This window comes from Pseudoclavibacter chungangensis, assembly GCF_013410545.1.
In the GTDB taxonomy this organism is placed as follows: Bacteria; Actinomycetota; Actinomycetes; order Actinomycetales; family Microbacteriaceae; genus Pseudoclavibacter; species Pseudoclavibacter chungangensis.
Genome location: NZ_JACCFV010000001.1, coordinates 561,918 through 578,811, shown reverse-complemented (window position 1 = coordinate 578,811; position 16,894 = coordinate 561,918). Strand labels below are relative to the sequence as shown.

General features: G+C 69.8%; 18 protein-coding genes and 1 tRNA gene. 6 read left to right on the top strand and 13 right to left on the bottom strand.

Annotation, left to right across the window (positions count from 1 at the left end; genetic code table 11):
* Together HNR16_RS02515 and HNR16_RS02510 are read left to right on the top strand one after the other, a co-directional pair.
* Entirely contained in the window at positions 1-1,713 is a 1,713-nt protein-coding gene (locus HNR16_RS02515) for a sensor histidine kinase (protein WP_225737751.1), read from the top strand.
* Positions 1,714-1,759: 46 nt separating this feature from the next.
* Positions 1,760-2,050, top strand: a complete 291-nt coding sequence (locus HNR16_RS02510; RefSeq protein ID WP_158039465.1) for a WXG100 family type VII secretion target — start codon at positions 1,760-1,762, stop codon at positions 2,048-2,050.
* Between the two features lie 245 nt (positions 2,051-2,295).
* On the opposite strand, the gene groL is transcribed toward HNR16_RS02510, so the two are convergent.
* The 4 genes from groL to HNR16_RS02490 form a co-directional block, all read right to left on the bottom strand.
* Positions 2,296-3,918, bottom strand: coding sequence for a chaperonin GroEL (groL, locus tag HNR16_RS02505; protein WP_158039464.1), 1,623 nt, complete (start codon positions 3,916-3,918; stop codon positions 2,296-2,298).
* Positions 3,919-4,125: 207 nt separating this feature from the next.
* On the bottom strand, positions 4,126-4,341 hold the full coding sequence (locus tag HNR16_RS02500) for a cold-shock protein (RefSeq protein WP_158039463.1): 216 nt from the start codon (positions 4,339-4,341) through the stop codon (positions 4,126-4,128).
* A 525-nt stretch (positions 4,342-4,866) separates the two neighbouring features.
* The gene (locus HNR16_RS02495; RefSeq protein ID WP_158039462.1) at positions 4,867-5,421 is read right to left on the bottom strand and encodes a LytR C-terminal domain-containing protein; all 555 of its coding nucleotides are present in this window, start codon (positions 5,419-5,421) and stop codon (positions 4,867-4,869) included.
* A 6-nt stretch (positions 5,422-5,427) separates the two neighbouring features.
* The gene (locus tag HNR16_RS02490; RefSeq protein ID WP_158039461.1) at positions 5,428-5,754 is read right to left on the bottom strand and encodes a DUF3263 domain-containing protein; all 327 of its coding nucleotides are present in this window, start codon (positions 5,752-5,754) and stop codon (positions 5,428-5,430) included.
* A 105-nt stretch (positions 5,755-5,859) separates the two neighbouring features.
* Between HNR16_RS02490 and msrB the strand changes: the two genes are divergently transcribed.
* Positions 5,860-6,264 (top strand): peptide-methionine (R)-S-oxide reductase MsrB, encoded by a 405-nt coding sequence (gene msrB / locus HNR16_RS02485; RefSeq protein ID WP_158039460.1) that lies wholly within the window; start codon positions 5,860-5,862, stop codon positions 6,262-6,264.
* Positions 6,265-6,553: 289 nt separating this feature from the next.
* Here the strand turns inward: msrB and HNR16_RS02480 are convergent, their stop codons facing one another.
* The 3 genes from HNR16_RS02480 to HNR16_RS02470 all read right to left on the bottom strand — a co-directional run bounded on the left by HNR16_RS02480 (position 6,554) and on the right by HNR16_RS02470 (position 7,854).
* Complete coding sequence (locus HNR16_RS02480) at positions 6,554-6,790, bottom strand: SHOCT domain-containing protein (RefSeq protein WP_158039459.1); 237 nt, start codon at positions 6,788-6,790, stop codon at positions 6,554-6,556.
* A 190-nt stretch (positions 6,791-6,980) separates the two neighbouring features.
* Positions 6,981-7,053 (bottom strand) — tRNA-Thr (locus HNR16_RS02475).
* Positions 7,054-7,140: 87 nt separating this feature from the next.
* On the bottom strand, positions 7,141-7,854 hold the full coding sequence (locus HNR16_RS02470; protein ID WP_158039458.1) for a DsbA family protein: 714 nt from the start codon (positions 7,852-7,854) through the stop codon (positions 7,141-7,143).
* Positions 7,855-8,102: 248 nt separating this feature from the next.
* On the opposite strand from HNR16_RS02470, the gene HNR16_RS02465 reads away from it, so the two are divergent.
* The gene (locus HNR16_RS02465; RefSeq protein WP_158039457.1) at positions 8,103-9,203 is read left to right on the top strand and encodes an ABC transporter ATP-binding protein; all 1,101 of its coding nucleotides are present in this window, start codon (positions 8,103-8,105) and stop codon (positions 9,201-9,203) included.
* A 71-nt stretch (positions 9,204-9,274) separates the two neighbouring features.
* Here HNR16_RS02465 and rlmB read toward each other — a convergent pair whose 3' ends face one another.
* From rlmB to HNR16_RS02450, 3 genes are all read right to left on the bottom strand, one after another.
* Positions 9,275-10,273 (bottom strand): 23S rRNA (guanosine(2251)-2'-O)-methyltransferase RlmB, encoded by a 999-nt coding sequence (gene rlmB / locus HNR16_RS02460; protein ID WP_158039456.1) that lies wholly within the window; start codon positions 10,271-10,273, stop codon positions 9,275-9,277.
* Positions 10,274-10,276: 3 nt separating this feature from the next.
* A complete protein-coding gene (gene cysS / locus HNR16_RS02455; RefSeq protein ID WP_158039455.1) occupies positions 10,277-11,698 on the bottom strand; it encodes a cysteine--tRNA ligase in 1,422 nt (473 codons plus the stop codon).
* A 108-nt stretch (positions 11,699-11,806) separates the two neighbouring features.
* Positions 11,807-12,289: a CarD family transcriptional regulator gene (locus HNR16_RS02450; protein ID WP_158039454.1), complete on the bottom strand. Its 483-nt coding sequence runs from the start codon at positions 12,287-12,289 to the stop codon at positions 11,807-11,809.
* Between the two features lie 185 nt (positions 12,290-12,474).
* Here HNR16_RS02450 and HNR16_RS02445 point away from each other — a divergent pair, with 185 nt between their 5' ends.
* Entirely contained in the window at positions 12,475-13,044 is a 570-nt protein-coding gene (locus HNR16_RS02445) for a DNA modification methylase (RefSeq protein WP_158039453.1), read from the top strand.
* Positions 13,045-13,174: 130 nt separating this feature from the next.
* On the opposite strand, the gene HNR16_RS02440 is transcribed toward HNR16_RS02445, so the two are convergent.
* Positions 13,175-13,861: a response regulator transcription factor gene (locus HNR16_RS02440; protein ID WP_158039452.1), complete on the bottom strand. Its 687-nt coding sequence runs from the start codon at positions 13,859-13,861 to the stop codon at positions 13,175-13,177.
* A gap of 45 nt (positions 13,862-13,906) precedes the next feature.
* The gene (locus tag HNR16_RS02435) at positions 13,907-15,046 is read right to left on the bottom strand and encodes a sensor histidine kinase (protein WP_158039451.1); all 1,140 of its coding nucleotides are present in this window, start codon (positions 15,044-15,046) and stop codon (positions 13,907-13,909) included.
* A 266-nt stretch (positions 15,047-15,312) separates the two neighbouring features.
* Here HNR16_RS02435 and phoU point away from each other — a divergent pair, with 266 nt between their 5' ends.
* Positions 15,313-15,987, top strand: a complete 675-nt coding sequence (phoU, locus tag HNR16_RS02430) for a phosphate signaling complex protein PhoU (protein WP_158039450.1) — start codon at positions 15,313-15,315, stop codon at positions 15,985-15,987.
* An 89-nt stretch (positions 15,988-16,076) separates the two neighbouring features.
* Here the strand turns inward: phoU and HNR16_RS02425 are convergent, their stop codons facing one another.
* Positions 16,077-16,784 (bottom strand): GntR family transcriptional regulator, encoded by a 708-nt coding sequence (locus HNR16_RS02425; RefSeq protein ID WP_158039449.1) that lies wholly within the window; start codon positions 16,782-16,784, stop codon positions 16,077-16,079.
* Between the last annotated feature and the right edge of the window lie 110 nt (positions 16,785-16,894).

Genomic DNA, 16,894 nt, shown 5'->3' with positions numbered 1-16,894 from the left:
GTGTCGGACAGGACGTTCGACATCAACAACATCCGCAATGCGCCGCAGCCGTACTTCGTCGCGCTCCTCGACGAGGACGGCGAGGTGATCGTGAGCAATTGGAACGGCCCGACGGCGCTGCGGCCCGACGCGAGCGGGCTCGTCGAGGTCGAGGCCTCGGCCCCGGAGGCGGGCGCGCCATTCGGTATCCAGACGATCAGGACGGGCACGGGGGAACCGTGGCGTGCGATCGTCGTCCCCGAAGCGGACTACCGCTCGGACACGGCGTCCGGCACGCTCGTCATCGCCCGCGACATGAAGACGGTCGAAGCGACGATGGCCGCGTTCCTCGCGATCTTCTTCGGATTCGGCCTCACCGTCGTGATCTTCGCGGCCGCGCTCACTCGTCTGCTCGTGTCGGCGACGCTCCAGCCGCTTCGCGAGGTCGAGGGGACCGCGATCTCCTTCGCAGCGGGTGACTACTCGCAGCGGCTCGCCGGCGCCACGCCCAACACCGAAGTCGGGCGTCTCTCGCGCTCGCTCAACATCATGCTGGGCCGCATCGACGGCGCGATCGAGCAACGCAACCGCACGATCGAGCAGATGCGCCGATTCGTCGGCGATGCGAGCCACGAGTTGCGGACACCGCTCGTGACCGTTCGGGGCTATGCCGAGCTGTACCGGATGGGCGCGCTCGACGAGCCCGAGAAGGTCGGTCAGGCCATGGACCGCATCGAGAAGGAGGCGCTGCGCATGGGGGGCCTCGTCGAGGACCTCCTGCAGCTCGCCCGGCTGGACGAGACCCGCGAGCTCGTTCGCACGATCATCGATCTCGAGCCGATTGCCGAGGACGCGGCCATGGACGCGACCGCGCAGGCACCCGATCGCCGGATCAGGGCCCTCGGCGTCCGGGTCAGCGACGTCGTCGACGGTGCGCCGGACGCGCTCGACGCCGACGCCGATGCCGGCGACGGCGCATCGGATCGAGACGTCGAACGGGACGCGGCGGTGAACGATTCCCCGGCGCCGCGAGGCGTCCCTGCCGCCACGGACGCGTCCGGGCCTGCGTCGACGGCGGCCCCCGGCGAGGACGACGTGGACCCGGCCCCCGAGAACAGGCCGGCCCTCCGACGCTGGTTGAGTGCTGCGCGACCCACCGGTCTCCCCCGGCCGAACGTCGGGCGCATCCTCCGTCGACGCACACCGGCAGCGGAGGCGGAGGCGACCGTCGGCGCCTCGCCCGCCGCGGAGGACGCCGTGCACGGCCCCCGTGCCGCTGCGTCGGAGGACTCGACCGACCTCCCCGCCATGGTGCTCGCGAACGAGGACAAGGTGCGCCAGGCGATCTCCAACCTCATCGGGAACGCTCTGCGGTACACGCCGCCCGGCACGCCGCTCGAGATCGGTATCGCCCTCGACCCCGACGCGCGACTCGCGGTCGTGGAGATCATCGACCACGGCGAGGGCATCCCGGAACCGATCCGGCAGAAGATCTTCCAGCGGTTCTGGCGCGCCGACACCTCTCGCGATCGGGCGACGGGCGGTTCGGGTCTGGGTCTCGCGATCGTCTCGGCGATCATGCGCGCGAACGACGGATCCGTCGACGTCGTCGAGACCCCGGGTGGCGGCGCGACGTTCCGCCTCGTGTTCCCACTGCTCATGGCGGAGGATGTGGACGAGCCGGTCTCCACAACCGCGGTCGCCGATCCGGGCGACGACCTCGAGTACTCGTAGCCTCCACGCATGCGGTGGACAACCGCATCGAACGGAGGAGGCCCACATGGTCGCATATCAGGTGGACAGCGAGCGTCTGCTCGCGGCGGTCGTCCAGACGCAGGGGGCCGTCGAGCGCGTCCGCGCCGAGGCGGCCGCGCTGACGGCGGGACTCGTCGCGCTGCAGGACTGCTGGTCGGGCGACGCGTCGACCTCGTTCCAGGCGGTCGTCCAGCAGTGGCGCGGCACACAGCTCACGGTGGAGGAGCAGATCGGCCTCATCACCACGGCGCTGGGTGCGGCGGGAACGAGCTACGACGGCGCCGAGAACGACGTGCGGCGGATGTTCGGCGCCTGAGTCCGGCGCGCCTCACCCGCGGCCGATGGACGGGCGCGGGGCACGGTGCAATGGCCCGGTTGCAATGGCACGGCGAGGCAGCGAGTCCGCGGGTTCGTGGGGTAGCGGATTCGGCGGGTCGCGGGTTCGCAGAGGATCGGCGGCCGCCGGCTGATCCACCGACCATCGGACATCCTGTGCCGGAACGCGGAACGGGCGGCCCCGATGGGGCCGCCCGCTCGTTTTCGCGGAGGGTGCTGTGCGGACTAGAAGTCCATTCCGCCCATGTCGGGCGCGCCGGCGGCCGGAGCAGCCTTCTCGGGCTTGTCAGCGACGACGGCCTCGGTCGTGAGGAACAGACCGGCGATCGACGCGGCGTTCTGCAGCGCCGAGCGCGTGACCTTCACCGGGTCGAGGATGCCGGCCTGGATCATGTCGACGTACTCACCCGTCGCTGCGTTGAGGCCGTGACCGGCCTCGAGGCCGCGAACCTTCTCGGCCACGACACCGGGCTCGAGGCCCGCGTTGAGCGCGATCTGCTTGAGCGGTGCGTCGACGGCGACCTTGACGATGTTCGCCCCGGTGGCCTCGTCACCGTGCAGGTCGAGGGCCGCGAGGGCCTTCTCACCCGACTGGATGAGGGCGACGCCACCACCGGCGACGATGCCCTCCTCGACGGCGGCCTTCGCGTTGCGGACGGCGTCCTCGATGCGGTGCTTGCGCTCCTTGAGCTCGACCTCGGTCGCGGCACCGGCCTTGATGACGGCCACGCCACCGGCGAGCTTCGCGAGGCGCTCCTGGAGCTTCTCGCGGTCGTAGTCGGAGTCGGTGTTCGCGATCTCGCCGCGGATCTGGGCGACGCGACCCGCGAGGGCCTCGGGGTCACCGGCGCCCTCGATGATCGTGGTCTCGTCCTTCGTGACGACGATCTTGCGCGCACGACCGAGCAGGTCGACCGTGGCGTTCTCGAGCTTGAGGCCGACCTCCTCGGAGATGACCTGTCCGCCCGTGAGGATCGCGATGTCCTGCAGCATGGCCTTGCGGCGGTCGCCGAAGCCGGGCGCCTTGACGGCGACGGTCTTCAGGTTGCCACGGATCTTGTTCACGACGAGCGTCGCGAGCGCCTCACCGTCGACGTCCTCGGCGATGATCAGCAGCGGCTTGCCCGACTGGATGACCTTGTCGAGGACCGGGAGGAGGTCCTTGATGTTCGAGATCTTGCTGTTGACGATGAGGATGTAGGGGTCCTCGAAGACGGCTTCCTGGCGCTCGGGGTCCGTCACGAAGTACTGCGACAGGTAGCCCTTGTCGAAGCGCATGCCCTCGGTGAGCTCGAGCGTCGTGCCGAAGGTGTTCGACTCCTCGACGGTGACGACGCCCTCCTTGCCGACCTTGTCGATCGCCTCGGCGATGATCTCGCCGATCTGCGGGTCGGCGGCCGAGATGGACGCGGTCGCAGCGATCTGCTCCTTGGTCTCGACCTCCTTGGCGGAGGAAAGCAGCTCGGCCGTGACGGCCTCGACGGCCTTCTCGATGCCGCGCTTGAGCGTGATGGGGTCGGCGCCCGCGGCCACGTTGCGGAGGCCCTCGCGGACGAGTGCCTGGGCGAGGACGGTCGCCGTCGTCGTGCCGTCACCGGCGACGTCGTCGGTCTTCTTCGCGACCTCCTTGACGAGCTCGGCGCCGATCTTCTCGAAGGGCTCCTCGAGCTCGATCTCCTTGGCGATGGAGACGCCGTCGTTCGTGATGGTGGGCGCGCCCCACTTCTTCTCGAGAACGACGTTGCGGCCGCGCGGGCCGAGGGTGACCTTGACCGCGTCGGCGAGCGTGTTCAGGCCACGCTCGAGACCGCGGCGGGCCTCTTCATCAAAGGCGATGATCTTCGACATATGGGTACTTCGTCCTTTCCGGACGTGACATGACGTTCGTAGACTGGCACTCCCTCCACGAGAGTGACAAAACAATCTTGGCACTCGCGCATGGAGAGTGCAAGCGAACGCCGGGCGCGCGCCGGGGCGTTCGCGCACCGCGGACGGCACCGGGAACGACGAAGCGGCGCCCCTCGAACGAGGGACGCCGCCACGTGGTCGGATCGATCAGAGTGGGTGAACCGCCTCGGCCTGCGGCCCCTTGGCACCGGCACCGATCTCGAACTCGACCTTCTGGCCCTCTTCGAGCACACGGTAACCCTGCATCTCGATGGCCTTGTAGTGGACGAAGACGTCCTGCTGCGCGCCACCTTCATCGCCGTCGACGGTGATGAAGCCGTAGCCCTTTTCAGCGTTGAACCACTTGACGGTCCCGTTCGCCATTGTCACTCCCAATAACTGCTGTGTTCCTCCCCCGGACACAACGCGCCGGGGACCCCCGCCGAGCAAACTGCACCAGGTGCCGCGCCCACCTCGGAGCGGGTCGAGTCTAAAACGCATGAATGATGCAGATGAGACTGAAGTAACCAGTGTGACTGATGGGGCGCGGTGCCCCGGAAACTCCGGGCACCCCGGACCCGGTCCGACGAAACGTCTCGTTCAGCAATCAGCGCCCTCATGGGGCTCGACTGGAACAGTTCGACCGCGTCCACAAATCGTCGCCGACACCGCGGAGACGACGACGGCCCCTCCCCACGAGCACGGGAATCGCACGGCCGGGAATCCGACGCACGCGCGGACGGCCGACCCCATGCCCGTGGCCTCGTCGATCGAGTGCCGCGTCGACCGAGGCCCCTGCGGGACGCAGGACCACACGGCACGGCCACCGCGCCACTCGACCGCACGTCCGTCGACCCGGCGCCCGGGGACGCCGACGGGGTCACCGTGCGCCCGTGCGGACGCCGGGGATCAGGCCAGGTCGGTGCCGATGACGACGGTGATCGTTCCCGCGCTCGCCTGGGCGGGGTCGAGTGTGGCCGTGCCGCCACCGAGATCCTGCACGAGTGCCAGCGCCGCGCCCTCGTCGGCCGCGTCGCCGTAGTAGACGACACTCGCCGTGTGCTCGTCGTTGTCGGCGTCGCCGGTCGTGACGACGTTCCACCCGAGCCCGGAGAGTTTCTCGCTCGTCGAGCCCGCGACACCGGCCTGCGCCGTCCCGTTCAGCACCGTGACGGGCACCGCAGGGTCCCGAGCGGGCTCGGCGGGCGCCGCCTCCTGGGGTGCGCCCTCGGCGGGCGCGGCCGTCGTCTCCGTCGCGGTCGGCTCGGCGGCGTTCTGTCCCGCCGACACGACACCATCGATCACGAACATGCCGACGACGGCGACGCCGACGAGGACGACGACCGCGGCGAGGCCCCAGAGCCACGCGGCGATCTTCGCGGCACGCGTTCGCGGGGCACGGTGGGCGCCGCGCCGGTCGATGGACGGCGGGATGTCGTCGAAACGATCCTTCGGGTACTTCACGTTGGTCTACCGGGCCTTGTCGAATCGGGGAGCGGCACTGTCGAACCGCTGTCGACGCCGTTCCTCACGTCGTTCGGACCGCGAGTCACGGAGCCGACGGAGTCGGGCGATCAGCACCGGATCGTACGCGAGCGCGTCCGGGTCCTCGATGAGCGTACCGAGGATTTGGTAGTACTGGGCGGCGGAGCGGTCGAAGCGACGGCGGATGCGCTCCTCTTTGAGCGAGGTGTGTCGCGGATTCTCCTCCTCGAACCGGAGGACGTCGACCTCGAGGGGCGTCAGATCGCGGTGCGCGCCGACGACGGCCGCATCGCGTTCGCTCGACTCCGCCATGACACCTCCGGTGGCGACAGTGTATTGCGCGGTGAGCGTCCACTCGGGACGGCGCGCGTAGAATCGCCGAACGGCGATCCTCCCCGCCGGGAAGTCGAGGCATCCATGAGCGAGTACGACGTGCAGCGTCCGGAACACGAGTGGCGCGAGGCCCTGAGCCCCGAGGAGTATCACGTGCTGCGCGAAGCGGGTACGGAGCGCGCCTTCACGGGCGAACTGCTCGACGAGGAGCGGGCCGGCCTGTACACGTGCCGGGCCTGCGGCGCGGAGCTGTTCCGGAGCGGAACGAAGTTCGACTCCGGCTGCGGCTGGCCGAGCTTCTACGAGGCCGTGCGCCCCGAGGCCGTGCAGTTGCTCGAGGACCGCTCGCTCGGCATGGTGCGCACCGAGGTCCGTTGCGCGAGGTGCGGCTCACACCTCGGTCACGTGTTCCCGGACGGGTTCGGGACGCCGACGGGTGACCGGTACTGCATGAACTCGCTCTCGCTCGGGTTCGAGCCCGGCGACTGACCGGTGCGGCGGTCGTACCGCCGCAGACCACGGATCGCGCGTGAAAACGGCAGTTTCTGGCGTCCTCTGCGGCGTCGCCCCGATGACCACGCGGCGGCAGCTCGACCGACGACGACGTGTGCCCTGCCGAATCGAGAACCTGTCCGCTTGCTCGTGCCCATGGACATCGGAGCGACTCAGTCGCTCGGACCGGCGCAAGCGGCTCATGTCGCGAACGCCGCGTCACCGTCCACCCCACGATGATCAGCGCGCCGGGCCGCCACCCCGCGCTCCACGGACGCGCTGGAGATCAGAGCCTCTTGACGAGTGCGGCCCGTTTCCGCTCGTACTCCTCCGAGGTCAGCACCCCAGAGTCACGCAACTCCGTGAGTCGTTCGAGCTGAGTGGCAGGGTCGACGACCGCGTTCCCGGTCGTGCGACTTCGCGCCACCAGGACGACGACCACCACCACGATCGCGGCGACGAGGAAAGCCAACAGGATTGCCGCGATGATGACGATGTGCCAGCCGGAGAGATTCGCGAACATGCCACCATCCTGCCAGCGGCTTCGCCGGGTCGGCACCCTCCTGGCGTGCGCCCGGTCGACATCGGCCTCTGACCACCTCCGGGTCTCCCGGCACGACGGCTCGGGGTCGACCCGCGGGTAGGTGCCGCGTCAGGGCCACCACCCACGGATTCGCTTCCGCATCGTTCCGAGCGAGCGGATACGGTCAATGAGCCGGCTGCGGGGTTCGAACCCGCGACATCCGCTTTACAAGAGCGGTGCTCTACCAACTGAGCTAAGCCGGCACGCCGGGGAATCCCCCGACCGCACCGATCTTAGTGCTCCTGCCTCGGCCGCGCTGCCCACGCCCCTCCCGCGCGTGCCCCGCCTGATCAGCTCACCGTCGAGACCGAGGCGTGGAATGCGCGGAACTCGGTGTTCGACGAGATGGATCCCTCGTAGACGCGCCCGTCGGCGACGACGACGGGAATCCGGTCGACGACGCCACCGGCGACGGCCGCATCGGCCGAGCGATCCTGCACCCACGGAGCGAACGTTCCCTCCCGGATGCACGCACCGACCTCACCCATGCGGCCGACGCCGGACCCGGCGGCCAGCTCGACGAGATCGTCATCGCTCGCGGAGCTCACCGGCCCGGTCGGCTGGTTCGCGAACAGCGCGACGTGGAACTCCCAGAACGAGTCGCTCGCGTACTCCGCGACGCAGGCCGCCGCGTTCGCCGCGCGCAGCGCGTACTCGCCGTCACCACCGCTGAGTTCCGGGAGCGCGACCGGATGGATCGCGATCGTCGCGGTGCCCGCGTCGAGCAGTCCACGCATGAACAGGTCGTTGACCGTGAGGAACGTGGCGGCATCGTTGCTCGAGTAGTCGGTGTAGATCGTGAGCGCCATCGGCGTCGTCGTCACCGCGGTGGTCTCCCCGCGCCCGGATGCCACCGGGATCCCGCCCTCACCGTCCACCCCCGCGGGAACCGACGCCGCGCTCCCGGCTCCCGACGCGACGACGCCGATCGCGATGCCACCGGTCACGACGACGAGCAGGACGATGAGCAGGACGACGATGCGCGTCCGGACGGCGGCGCCCACGCCGGTGCGCTCGCGGCCGGTCCCTTCGTGGGAGGGGGCGAGTCGAGGCAAGAGAGGTTCAGGGAGCTTCATGTGGAACGGACCGCGGGCATTGCCGCGGCGCGTGCGAGCGTAGCCCGCCCAGCCTGAGACCGCCCGCCAGCGGCGTGCATCGTGATGACCTCGAGACCTCGATCGACGATCCGGGGATCCGTCCGTCGACGTCGCAGAACGGGTCCTGCGACGGGCAGCGCCTACACTTGGCCTCCATGGCCGCAGTGACCTTCGAGGGCGTGACACGCCGGTTCTCCCCCACGTCCCGCCCCGCTGTCGATCATCTCGACCTCGACATCGGCGACGGGGAGTTCCTCGTGCTCGTGGGCCCGTCGGGCTGCGGCAAGACGACGACACTGCGCATGCTCGCGGGACTCGACCCCGTGGACGAGGGCACGATCCGCATCGGCGATCGCGTGGTCGACGGGATACCCGCCAAGGACCGGGACATCGCGATGGTGTTCCAGAACTACGCCCTCTACCCGCACTGGACCGTCGCACGGAACATGTCGTTCGGCCTGCGGGTCCGCGGCGTCCCGAAGCCCGAACGGAAGCGGCGGGTGCTCCAGGCGGCCGCGATGCTCGACCTGGAGCCGCTGCTGGGCCGCCGGCCCTCCGAACTGTCCGGCGGACAGCGCCAGCGTGTCGCGATGGGGCGGGCGATCGTCCGGGAGCCCCAGGTGTTCCTCATGGACGAACCGCTCTCCAACCTCGACGCGAAGCTTCGGGTGCAGACCCGCGCACAGATCGCCGAGTTGCAGCGACGGCTCGATGTGACGACGGTGTACGTGACCCACGATCAGACCGAGGCCATGACGATGGGCGACCGCATCGCCGTCCTCGACCAGGGTGTGCTGCAGCAGCTCGGAACACCGATCGAACTCTACGACCGACCCGCGAACGCGTTCGTGGCACGATTCATGGGCTCGCCCGCGATGTCCACGTGGACGTCGCGTGTCGAGGACGACGCCATCGCGTTCGGCTCGCGTCGCATCGAGGTGCCCCGGGCGGTCGTCGCGGGACTCGACGGCGCGGCCGACGTCCTCGTCGGCGCCCGACAGGAGGACCTGCGACTCGTCGGCGAGGACGAGGAGGGCGCGGACGTCGTCGTGTCCCTCGTCGAGGAGTACGGTTCGGACGGCTCGTTGCACGGCGAAGCGAGCGGGCTCGCGATCGACGACACCCCGGTGCCCGTCGTCGTCCGCGTGGACGGTCGCGCACATCCACTGACCGGCGATCGCGTCCGGGTCCGGCCGGACGCCGAGCGACTCCACTGGTTCCACGCCGACACCGGGGTGCGACTCGGCGACCGGTGACGCAGGCCGGTCCGGTGACCGCGGGCCCGGCCGACCATCCGGCCCGGTCGGCCATCAGGCTCGGCCGGCCGTCAGGCTCGGCCGGCCGCGGCCGCCCGGAGCTTCGCCACCTCGTAGAGCGTGATGCTCGTCGCGATACCCGCATTGAGCGACTCCGTCGCGGCGTCGATCGGGATCGACACGATCTCGTCGCACTCCTCGGTGACGAGACGCGACAGCCCCTTGCCCTCGCTGCCGACGACGACGAGCAGCGGGGAGGTCGCGAGTTCGAGACCGGGCAGGTCGACCGAGCCGTCCCCGTCGAGACCGATGATGAACACACCGGCCTTCTTGAACGCCTTGATGGTGGCCGTGAGGTTCGCGGCCATCGCCACCGGCAGCCTCGACGCCGCACCGGCGGACGTCTTCCACGCCGACGCGGTGAGCCCGACCGAGCGCCGCTGCGGCACGATCACGCCGTGACCGCCGAAGGCCGCGACGGATCGGATGATGGCGCCGAGGTTCCGCGGGTCCGTGATGCCGTCGAGCGCGACGAACAGCGGCGTGCGACGCCGCTGCAGGGTCGTGTCGAGCAGCGTCAGCGGGTCCGCGTACTGGTACGGCGGCACCTTGATGAGGACACCCTGGTGCACGGCGTCACGTCCGGCCATCCGATCGAGTTCGGGGCGCATGACCTCGAGCATGGGGATCTCGCGCTTCGCGGCGGTCTGCACGATCTCCTTGAGCCGCTCGTCCATGTCCGTCCGGGCCGCGACGTACAGTGCCGACGCGGGGACGCCGGTCCGCAGCGCCTCGAGCACCGAATTGCGTCCCGTGACCATCTCGGTGTCGTCTGCAGGACGACGGCGCGGCGCGCCGCCCTCGCGTCGCTCCGACGAGCCGCCCGTCCGCCCACCCGCCGCGACGAACCGCTCGCGGGCCGCCTTGCGCTTGCCTGCCGGGTGCCACGCCCGGTCCTCCGCGCGCGGAGTCGGGCCCTTGCCCTCGAGCGCCTTCCGCCCGTTGCCGCCCGTCCCCTTCTGTGGACCCTTCTTGCCCTTCGGCCGTCCGGTCTTGCCTGGTCCGCCCATGTTCTACTCCACGTTCCAATCGGTGCCGTGCGGGGTGTCCGCGATCTGCACGCCCGCGTCCGCGAGGAGGTCGCGGAGCCGGTCTGCCTCGGCGAAGTCTCTCGTCGCGCGCGCCTCGGCCCGCCGCGCCACGAGCCCGCCCACGAGCGCGTCGAGCGCCCGGTCGCGAGCCGCCGACGCGTGGTCGTCGTCCGCCGACCACTCGGGGGCGCCGGGATCGAGACCGAGCACGCCGAGCATCGCGAGCACCGCCGAGCGAGCGCGAACGGCACCCGCGTCGTCGTTCGCGTCGAGGGCCTGGTTCCCGAGCGTGACCTCGCCGTGCAGCACGGCGAGAGCCTGCGGCATCGCGAAATCGTCACGCATCGCCTCGGCGAACGCGTCGGGGACGCGTGCGCTGTCTGCAGCCGGGGCGTCGACACGCTCCACGGCGCTCGCCGAACGGGCGACGAACGCCTCGATGCGTGCGAACGCGGCGTCCGCCTCCTCGAGCGTCGTCGGCGAGAAGTCGATGGTCGAACGGTAGTGCGCAGCACCGAGCACGTAGCGCACGACGACGGGTCGCGCGGCGGCGAAGAGCTCGTCCACCGAGACGATGTTGCCGATCGACTTCGACATCTTCTGGCCGGAGAAGTGGATGAGGCCGTTGTGCAGCCAGTAGCTCGCGAACGGGTCACCGGCCGCCGTCGACTGGGCGAGCTCGTTCTCGTGGTGGGGGAAGCGCAGATCGAGCCCTCCCCCGTGGATGTCGAAGGCGGGGCCGAGGTACTTGGTGGACATGGCCGAGCACTCGATGTGCCACCCGGGCCGCCCCTCGCCCCACGGCGACGGCCAGGCGGCGGAGTCGGGCTCGCCGTCCTTGCGCCCCTTCCAGAGGGCGAAGTCCCGCGGATCGCGCTTCGCGCGCGACACCGAGTCGGTCGCGGGCTCCATCTCGTCGGCGCGCTGATGGGTGAGCTCGCCGTACGCGGGCCAGCTCGCCGTGTCGAAGTAGACGTCGCCCGAGCCGTCGTCGGCGGGATAGGCGTGCCCTCGCTCGACGAGGCGCTCGATGATGGCCTGCATCTCCATGATGGAGGCCGTCGCGCGCGGCTCGTAGGTTGGGGGCCGGACACCGATGCGCGCGTACGCGGCCGTGAACTCGCGCTCCACCCGGTAGGCGAGCGCCCACCAGGGCTCGTCGGGCGTCGCGTTCGCGAGCGTCTTGTCGTCGATGTCGGTGACGTTGCGCACGAGCGTCACGCGAGCGCCGTCGTACTCGAACCAGCGCCGCATCTGGTCGTACACGAGGGCCGAGCGGAGATGACCGATGTGGGGCCCCGACTGCACCGTCGGCCCACAGACGTACATCGAGACCTCGCCCGCCCGGAGGGGGACGAAGTCGCGGAGCGTCCGGGTCTTCGAGTCGTAGAGCCGCTGATTCACGCCCCAAGCATACGGGCGCGGACGGAGCCGCTGCCGCGGCCCGCGCTGCCCCACCGAAGACGACGTCGCCCCCGCTCGGGTGAGCGGGGGCGACGGGAGGGATGCGGACTAGGAGGCGAGCACCTCGTCGAGCACTGTCGAGGCACGCTCCTCATCGGTCTTCTCGGCGAGCGCGAGCTCCGACACGAGGATCTGTCGGGCCTTGGCGAGCATGCGCTTCTCGCCGGCCGAGAGCCCACGGTCCTGATCGCGGCGCCAGAGGTCGCGGACGACCTCGGAGAGCTTGATCACGTCACCCGACGCGAGCTTCTCCTGATTGGACTTGTAGCGGCGCGACCAGTTGGTGGGTTCCTCGGTGATGGGTGCGCGCAGCACCTCGAACACCTTGTCGAGCCCTTCCTTGCCGATGACGTCACGGACGCCAACGAGATCGACGTTCTCTGCGGGCACCTCGATGACGAGATCGCCCTGGGCGACCTCGAGCTTCAGGAAGGTCTTCTGAACACCCTTGATGGAGCGGGTCTTGACCTCTGAAATGGTGGCGGCGCCGTGATGGGGGTAGACGACGATCTCCCCGACCTCAAACTGCATGTATGCGGACCCCTTTCGATAGGGCATCTTATCACAAAGAAGTAGTGGTAGGGTATGCCGCCGCATGGCCGCCGCATGGCCGCAGGCGGCCGCGCGGGCGCCTCGATCCGATAGGCTGAACGCGTCGAATCCGCGATGAACGCGGACGACCCACCCTTTCGAATCCGCTCCTGGAGGCCACCGACGTGAAGATCCGCGCCGCCGCATCCCTCGTGCTCGCCCTGGCCGCCGCCGCGGGCCTCGCCGGTTGCACCCTCGTCAGCCCGCAGGCAACGACGCTGCACTACGACGCGAGCGATGGCGTCGGTGTCGACGTCGGCGGCGTCAAGGTGCGCAACGCGATCCTCCTCATCTCACCCGAGGACCCGGGCGCGAGCTCGACGACCGCGAACTTCATCTTCGGTCTCGTCAACCACTCGGGCGAGGCGGGCACGCTCACGGTGTCGTATTCGGCCGATGGCGACTCGACGAGCGGTGAGATCGAGTTCCCGGCCGACGAGGGCATCATCGAGGTCGGCTACGGGACCGGCGAGCAGTTCGTGCTCGAGGGTGTCCGCCTCGCCGCGGGCGCGACGGTCGAGGTGACCTTCACGTCCTCGAACGGCACGACGGTCCAGGCCTTCGTGCCCGTGCTCGACGGTTCGATCACCCCGTACGGGTCGTACCTGCCGACCGTGACGCCGTCGACGCCGTCACCGACCGACCCGGTCGAGACGCTCGAGCCGGTCGACACCGAACAGCCCCAGGGCCCCTGACCCCGGGCGCCCGCCGCGGCCGGGTGCCACGCGAAACGGGAGGGCGGACGATGTCGATCGACATCGTCCGCCCTCCGTTTCGGCGATGGTCCGTGCAGCAGGGATCGATCGACGGACCGTCGCCCGCTGCTCATGCCTCGTACCGGTACCCGAGCCCGCGGACGGTGACGAGCAGCTCGGGCGCGGACGGAACCGGCTCGATGCGCGAGCGGATGCGCTTGATGTGGACGTCGAGCGTCTTCGTGTCGCCGAAGTAGTCGGGGCCCCACACCCGGTCGATGAGCTGGCCACGCGTGAGGACACGACCGGCGTTCCGCATGAGGAACTCGAGCAGCTCGAACTCCTTGAGCGGCATCGCCGTCTCCGTCCCACGGACGTGCAGCGTGTGCCCGTCGACGTCCATGCGGACGTCACCGACCTCGACGACGCCGTCGTCCTCGGCGTTCTCGTCGTTGGACGCGTTGCGCCGCAGCACGGCACGGACCCGCGCGAGCAGCTCCCGCGTCGAGTACGGCTTCGTGACGTAGTCGTCCGCGCCGAGCTCGAGCCCCACGACGATGTCGACCTCGCTGTCCTTCGCCGTCAGCATGATGATCGGCACCGACGAGGTCATGCGCAGCTGGCGACACACCTCGGTGCCGGCGATGCCGGGCAGCATGAGATCGAGCAGCACGAGGTCGGCACCGTCACGGTCGAACGCCTCGAGGGCGTCCATCCCGTTCTCGGCGACCTCGAGGTCGTATCCCTCGCGACGGAGCAGGAAGGACAGGGGTTCGTGGAGCGAGGCTTCGTCCTCGACGAGCAGGATCCTGGTCACCCGCTCATTCTGCAACGACTTGGCGAACGGAGGGTGAACCGCGGCTCATGCCGCGACCTCGTCGGCATCGGCGAGCGGGAGGCGGACCGTGAACGTCGACCCCCGGCCCGGCTGCGACCAGAGCCGGATGTCGCCACCGTGGTTCTCGACGACGTGCTTGACGATACTGAGCCCGAGCCCCGTCCCGCCCGTGAGGCGGGAGCGAGCGGCGTCGACGCGGAAGAACCGCTCGAACACGCGGCCCTGGTCCTCGGGCGCGATACCGATGCCCTGGTCGGTCACCGCGACCTCGACACCGCCGTCGACCGTGCGGATGCCGATGCCGATGCCCGAGCCCTCCGGTGAGTAGTTGATCGCGTTCGCGACGAGGTTGTGGAACCCCATGACGAGGAGGCCCGGGTCCGCGTAGACGCGCTCCCCCGACCCCTCCGCGAGCGTGATCGAGATGCGTTTCGCGTCGGCCGCGACCCGCGCCTGGTCCACGGCCTGTTCCACGATCGGTCGGAGTTCGAGGATCTCCGCCTTCTCGAGCGAGTCGGCCGACTGCAGGCGGGAGAGGTTGATGAGCTCGTTCGTCAGCTTGCCGAGGCGACCGGCCTCGGTGACGAGTCGATCGGTGAAGTAGCGCACCTGCTCCGGATCGTCGGCGGCCGCGTCGATCGCCTCCGCGAGAAGAGAGACGGCCCCGATGGGCGTTTTCAGCTCGTGGCTGACGTTCGCGACGAAATCCCGCCGCACGTTCTCGACGCGAACCGCCTCCGTGCGATCGTCGGCGAGGATGAGGATGAACCGGGTCGCGAGCGGCGCGGCGCGGACGCGCAGCATGAGCTCGGCACTGCCGAAGGGCCCGCGAGGGATCTCGAGGTCTCGCGTGATCGGCTCGCCGGCTCGGCGCACGGCGTCGACGAGCTCGCCGACGGGCGTCGCGAGACGGCCGCCACGCAGCACGAGCCCCTTCGAGGTCGCCCCCGGTGACGACTGGTAGACGTTGTGCGACGGATCGCACACGATGACGATCGAGTCGAGTGCGCCCAGGAGGTGCTCGATACCGTCCGGCAGCCGAGGCTCGAGCACGGCGCGTGCCTGCTGGCGGTGCTGGTCGGCGACGTGGAGCAGGGCCACGAATCCGCCGCCGATCAGGAACCCGAGTGCGGTGGCGATGACGATCGCGAGCGACGAGTCCATATCGAGCAGTCTAGGGATCCACGGAACACGGAATCCTGCCCACGAGGTGGCGTCCCGGCCGCGTCGCGGCCCCGCGGCAGGCGCCGATCGAATGTGAGAGAATATCGTTCGAACGCGCCTCGCGATGCCCCCGTGACCCTCGCCGCGTCACCGCAGGTACACCGTCCCGTCACTTGACGGATCTATGGTGGGGGCCCGGACCCTGCACGAAGGGTCCGTGCGGCAGCCTGCCGCCCGACAAGCCATTCGTGAACGTAAGGAAGAACATGCGCGAAGTTTTCCAGCAGGAGCTCGCCGAGGTCCAGAACGGCCTCGTCGAGATCGCAGAGCTGGTGCAGGTCGCCATCGAACAGGCCACGCACGCGTTCGCCGAGTCGGACGTGGCGCTCGCCGAGCGGGTCATCGCCGACGACCAGCACATCGATGAGCGGGCCATCCAGCTCGACGAACTCGCGATCGAGATCCTGGCCCGCCAGGCCCCCGTCGCCCGCGACCTCCGTATCGTCGTCAGCGCGCTACGCATCAGCGCCTCGCTCGAGCGCATGGGCGACATCGCGGCCCACATCGCGCAGCTCGCCCGGTTCCGCTTCCCGCAGCAGGTCGGCCCGCGCGATCTGCGCGAGGTCTTCGGCGAGATGGGCCGCAACGACGTCGAGATCGCCCGCCAGCTCGTGAAGCTCCTCGACACCGAGGACAACGAGCTCGCCGAGGACATCAAGCGCCGTGACGACATCGTCGACGGGCTCCACAAGTCGATCTTCGACGCGCTGCTCGGCAACGGTACCGACGTGAACCACCCGACCGAGGTCGTCGACGCGACGCTCGCGAGCCGCTACCACGAGCGTTTCGCCGACCACGCGGTCTCGATCGCGAAGAAGATCCAGTACCTCAGCTCCGGCGAGTGGCTGCAGCAGAAGGAAGCTGCCACGCCGAACGCCTGACCGAACCCCGACGGCCCCGCTCGCCACGAGCGGGGCCGTCGTCGTTCCCGGGGCCGTCACCCGGGCGCGGGCAGCGGGTCGACGCTCGCTCAGATGACGGAGCGCACGAGACGCTCGAACCCGGACACGTGCTCCCGAGCGTGCTCGGCTGCCTCGGCCGCCCGCCCCTCCGCGATGTCGCGGAGCAGCGCGATGTGCTCGGCGACGTTGCCGCTCACGTCGGGGAGCCGGTCGGCGACGAAGCACCAGATGCGCGTCGCGAGATTGTCGTACTTGCGCAGGTCCTCCTCGAGGTGCGGATTTCCGTTCGCCGCGTAGATGCTCCGGTGCACGTCGAGGTCGTAGCGCAGGGCCTCGGCGGCACCCGCTGCACCCGGCTGGAGTCGCTCCAGGGCGTCGGCGAGTTCACGCATGCCACGACGGGCCTCGGGTGACGCCGAGCGTGCCGCCCGTTCCGCGGCGAGGGGCTCGAGCCGCTCACGGATCTCGGTGATGTAGGCGAGATCGCTCAGGTCGACGGCCGACGCGAAGGTGCCCCGCCGCGGGTACACCGTGACGAGGTGCTCGCCCTCGAGCCGCTTGAGCGCCTCCCGCACGGGCGTCCGACCGATGCCGAGCTCCCGACCGAGCGCCTCGTCGTTGAGGGGCGTCCCGGGCTGCAGGTCGAGCACGATGAGCCGGTCGCGGAGCACGGTCGTCGCGTACTCGGCGAACGAGCCGGCCAGCCGTGCGCGCTCGCGCGCCTCCGCCTCGCGCGCGGGCGGTGTGGGGTCGACCGTGTCCGGTGCGCTCGTCATCTCGCCCTCCTCCGCGGGCTGCCTCGTCCTCGGCACGCCCATCGGTTGACGGCCTGCCCGCGAGCGACATACTATCTGATCCATCACTCATATATCAGTTCACGGTCAGA

Excerpts from the sequence above, each read along its gene's own strand:
- HNR16_RS02425 (WP_158039449.1), bottom strand. The coding sequence starts at position 16,784 with ATGACGAGCGCACCGGACACGGTCGACCCCACACCGCCCGCGCGCGAG.
- msrB (WP_158039460.1), top strand. The coding sequence starts at position 5,860 with ATGAGCGAGTACGACGTGCAGCGTCCGGAACACGAGTGGCGCGAGGCC.
- HNR16_RS02480 (WP_158039459.1), bottom strand. The coding sequence starts at position 6,790 with ATGTTCGCGAATCTCTCCGGCTGGCACATCGTCATCATCGCGGCAATC.
- HNR16_RS02450 (WP_158039454.1), bottom strand. The coding sequence starts at position 12,289 with ATGCAGTTTGAGGTCGGGGAGATCGTCGTCTACCCCCATCACGGCGCC.
- HNR16_RS02490 (WP_158039461.1), bottom strand. The coding sequence starts at position 5,754 with ATGGCGGAGTCGAGCGAACGCGATGCGGCCGTCGTCGGCGCGCACCGC.
- HNR16_RS02510 (WP_158039465.1), top strand. The coding sequence starts at position 1,760 with ATGGTCGCATATCAGGTGGACAGCGAGCGTCTGCTCGCGGCGGTCGTC.
- groL (WP_158039464.1), bottom strand. The coding sequence starts at position 3,918 with ATGTCGAAGATCATCGCCTTTGATGAAGAGGCCCGCCGCGGTCTCGAG.
- HNR16_RS02465 (WP_158039457.1), top strand. The coding sequence starts at position 8,103 with ATGGCCGCAGTGACCTTCGAGGGCGTGACACGCCGGTTCTCCCCCACG.
- phoU (WP_158039450.1), top strand. The coding sequence starts at position 15,313 with ATGCGCGAAGTTTTCCAGCAGGAGCTCGCCGAGGTCCAGAACGGCCTC.
- rlmB (WP_158039456.1), bottom strand. The coding sequence starts at position 10,273 with ATGGGCGGACCAGGCAAGACCGGACGGCCGAAGGGCAAGAAGGGTCCA.
- HNR16_RS02435 (WP_158039451.1), bottom strand. The coding sequence starts at position 15,046 with ATGGACTCGTCGCTCGCGATCGTCATCGCCACCGCACTCGGGTTCCTG.
- HNR16_RS02500 (WP_158039463.1), bottom strand. The coding sequence starts at position 4,341 with ATGGCGAACGGGACCGTCAAGTGGTTCAACGCTGAAAAGGGCTACGGC.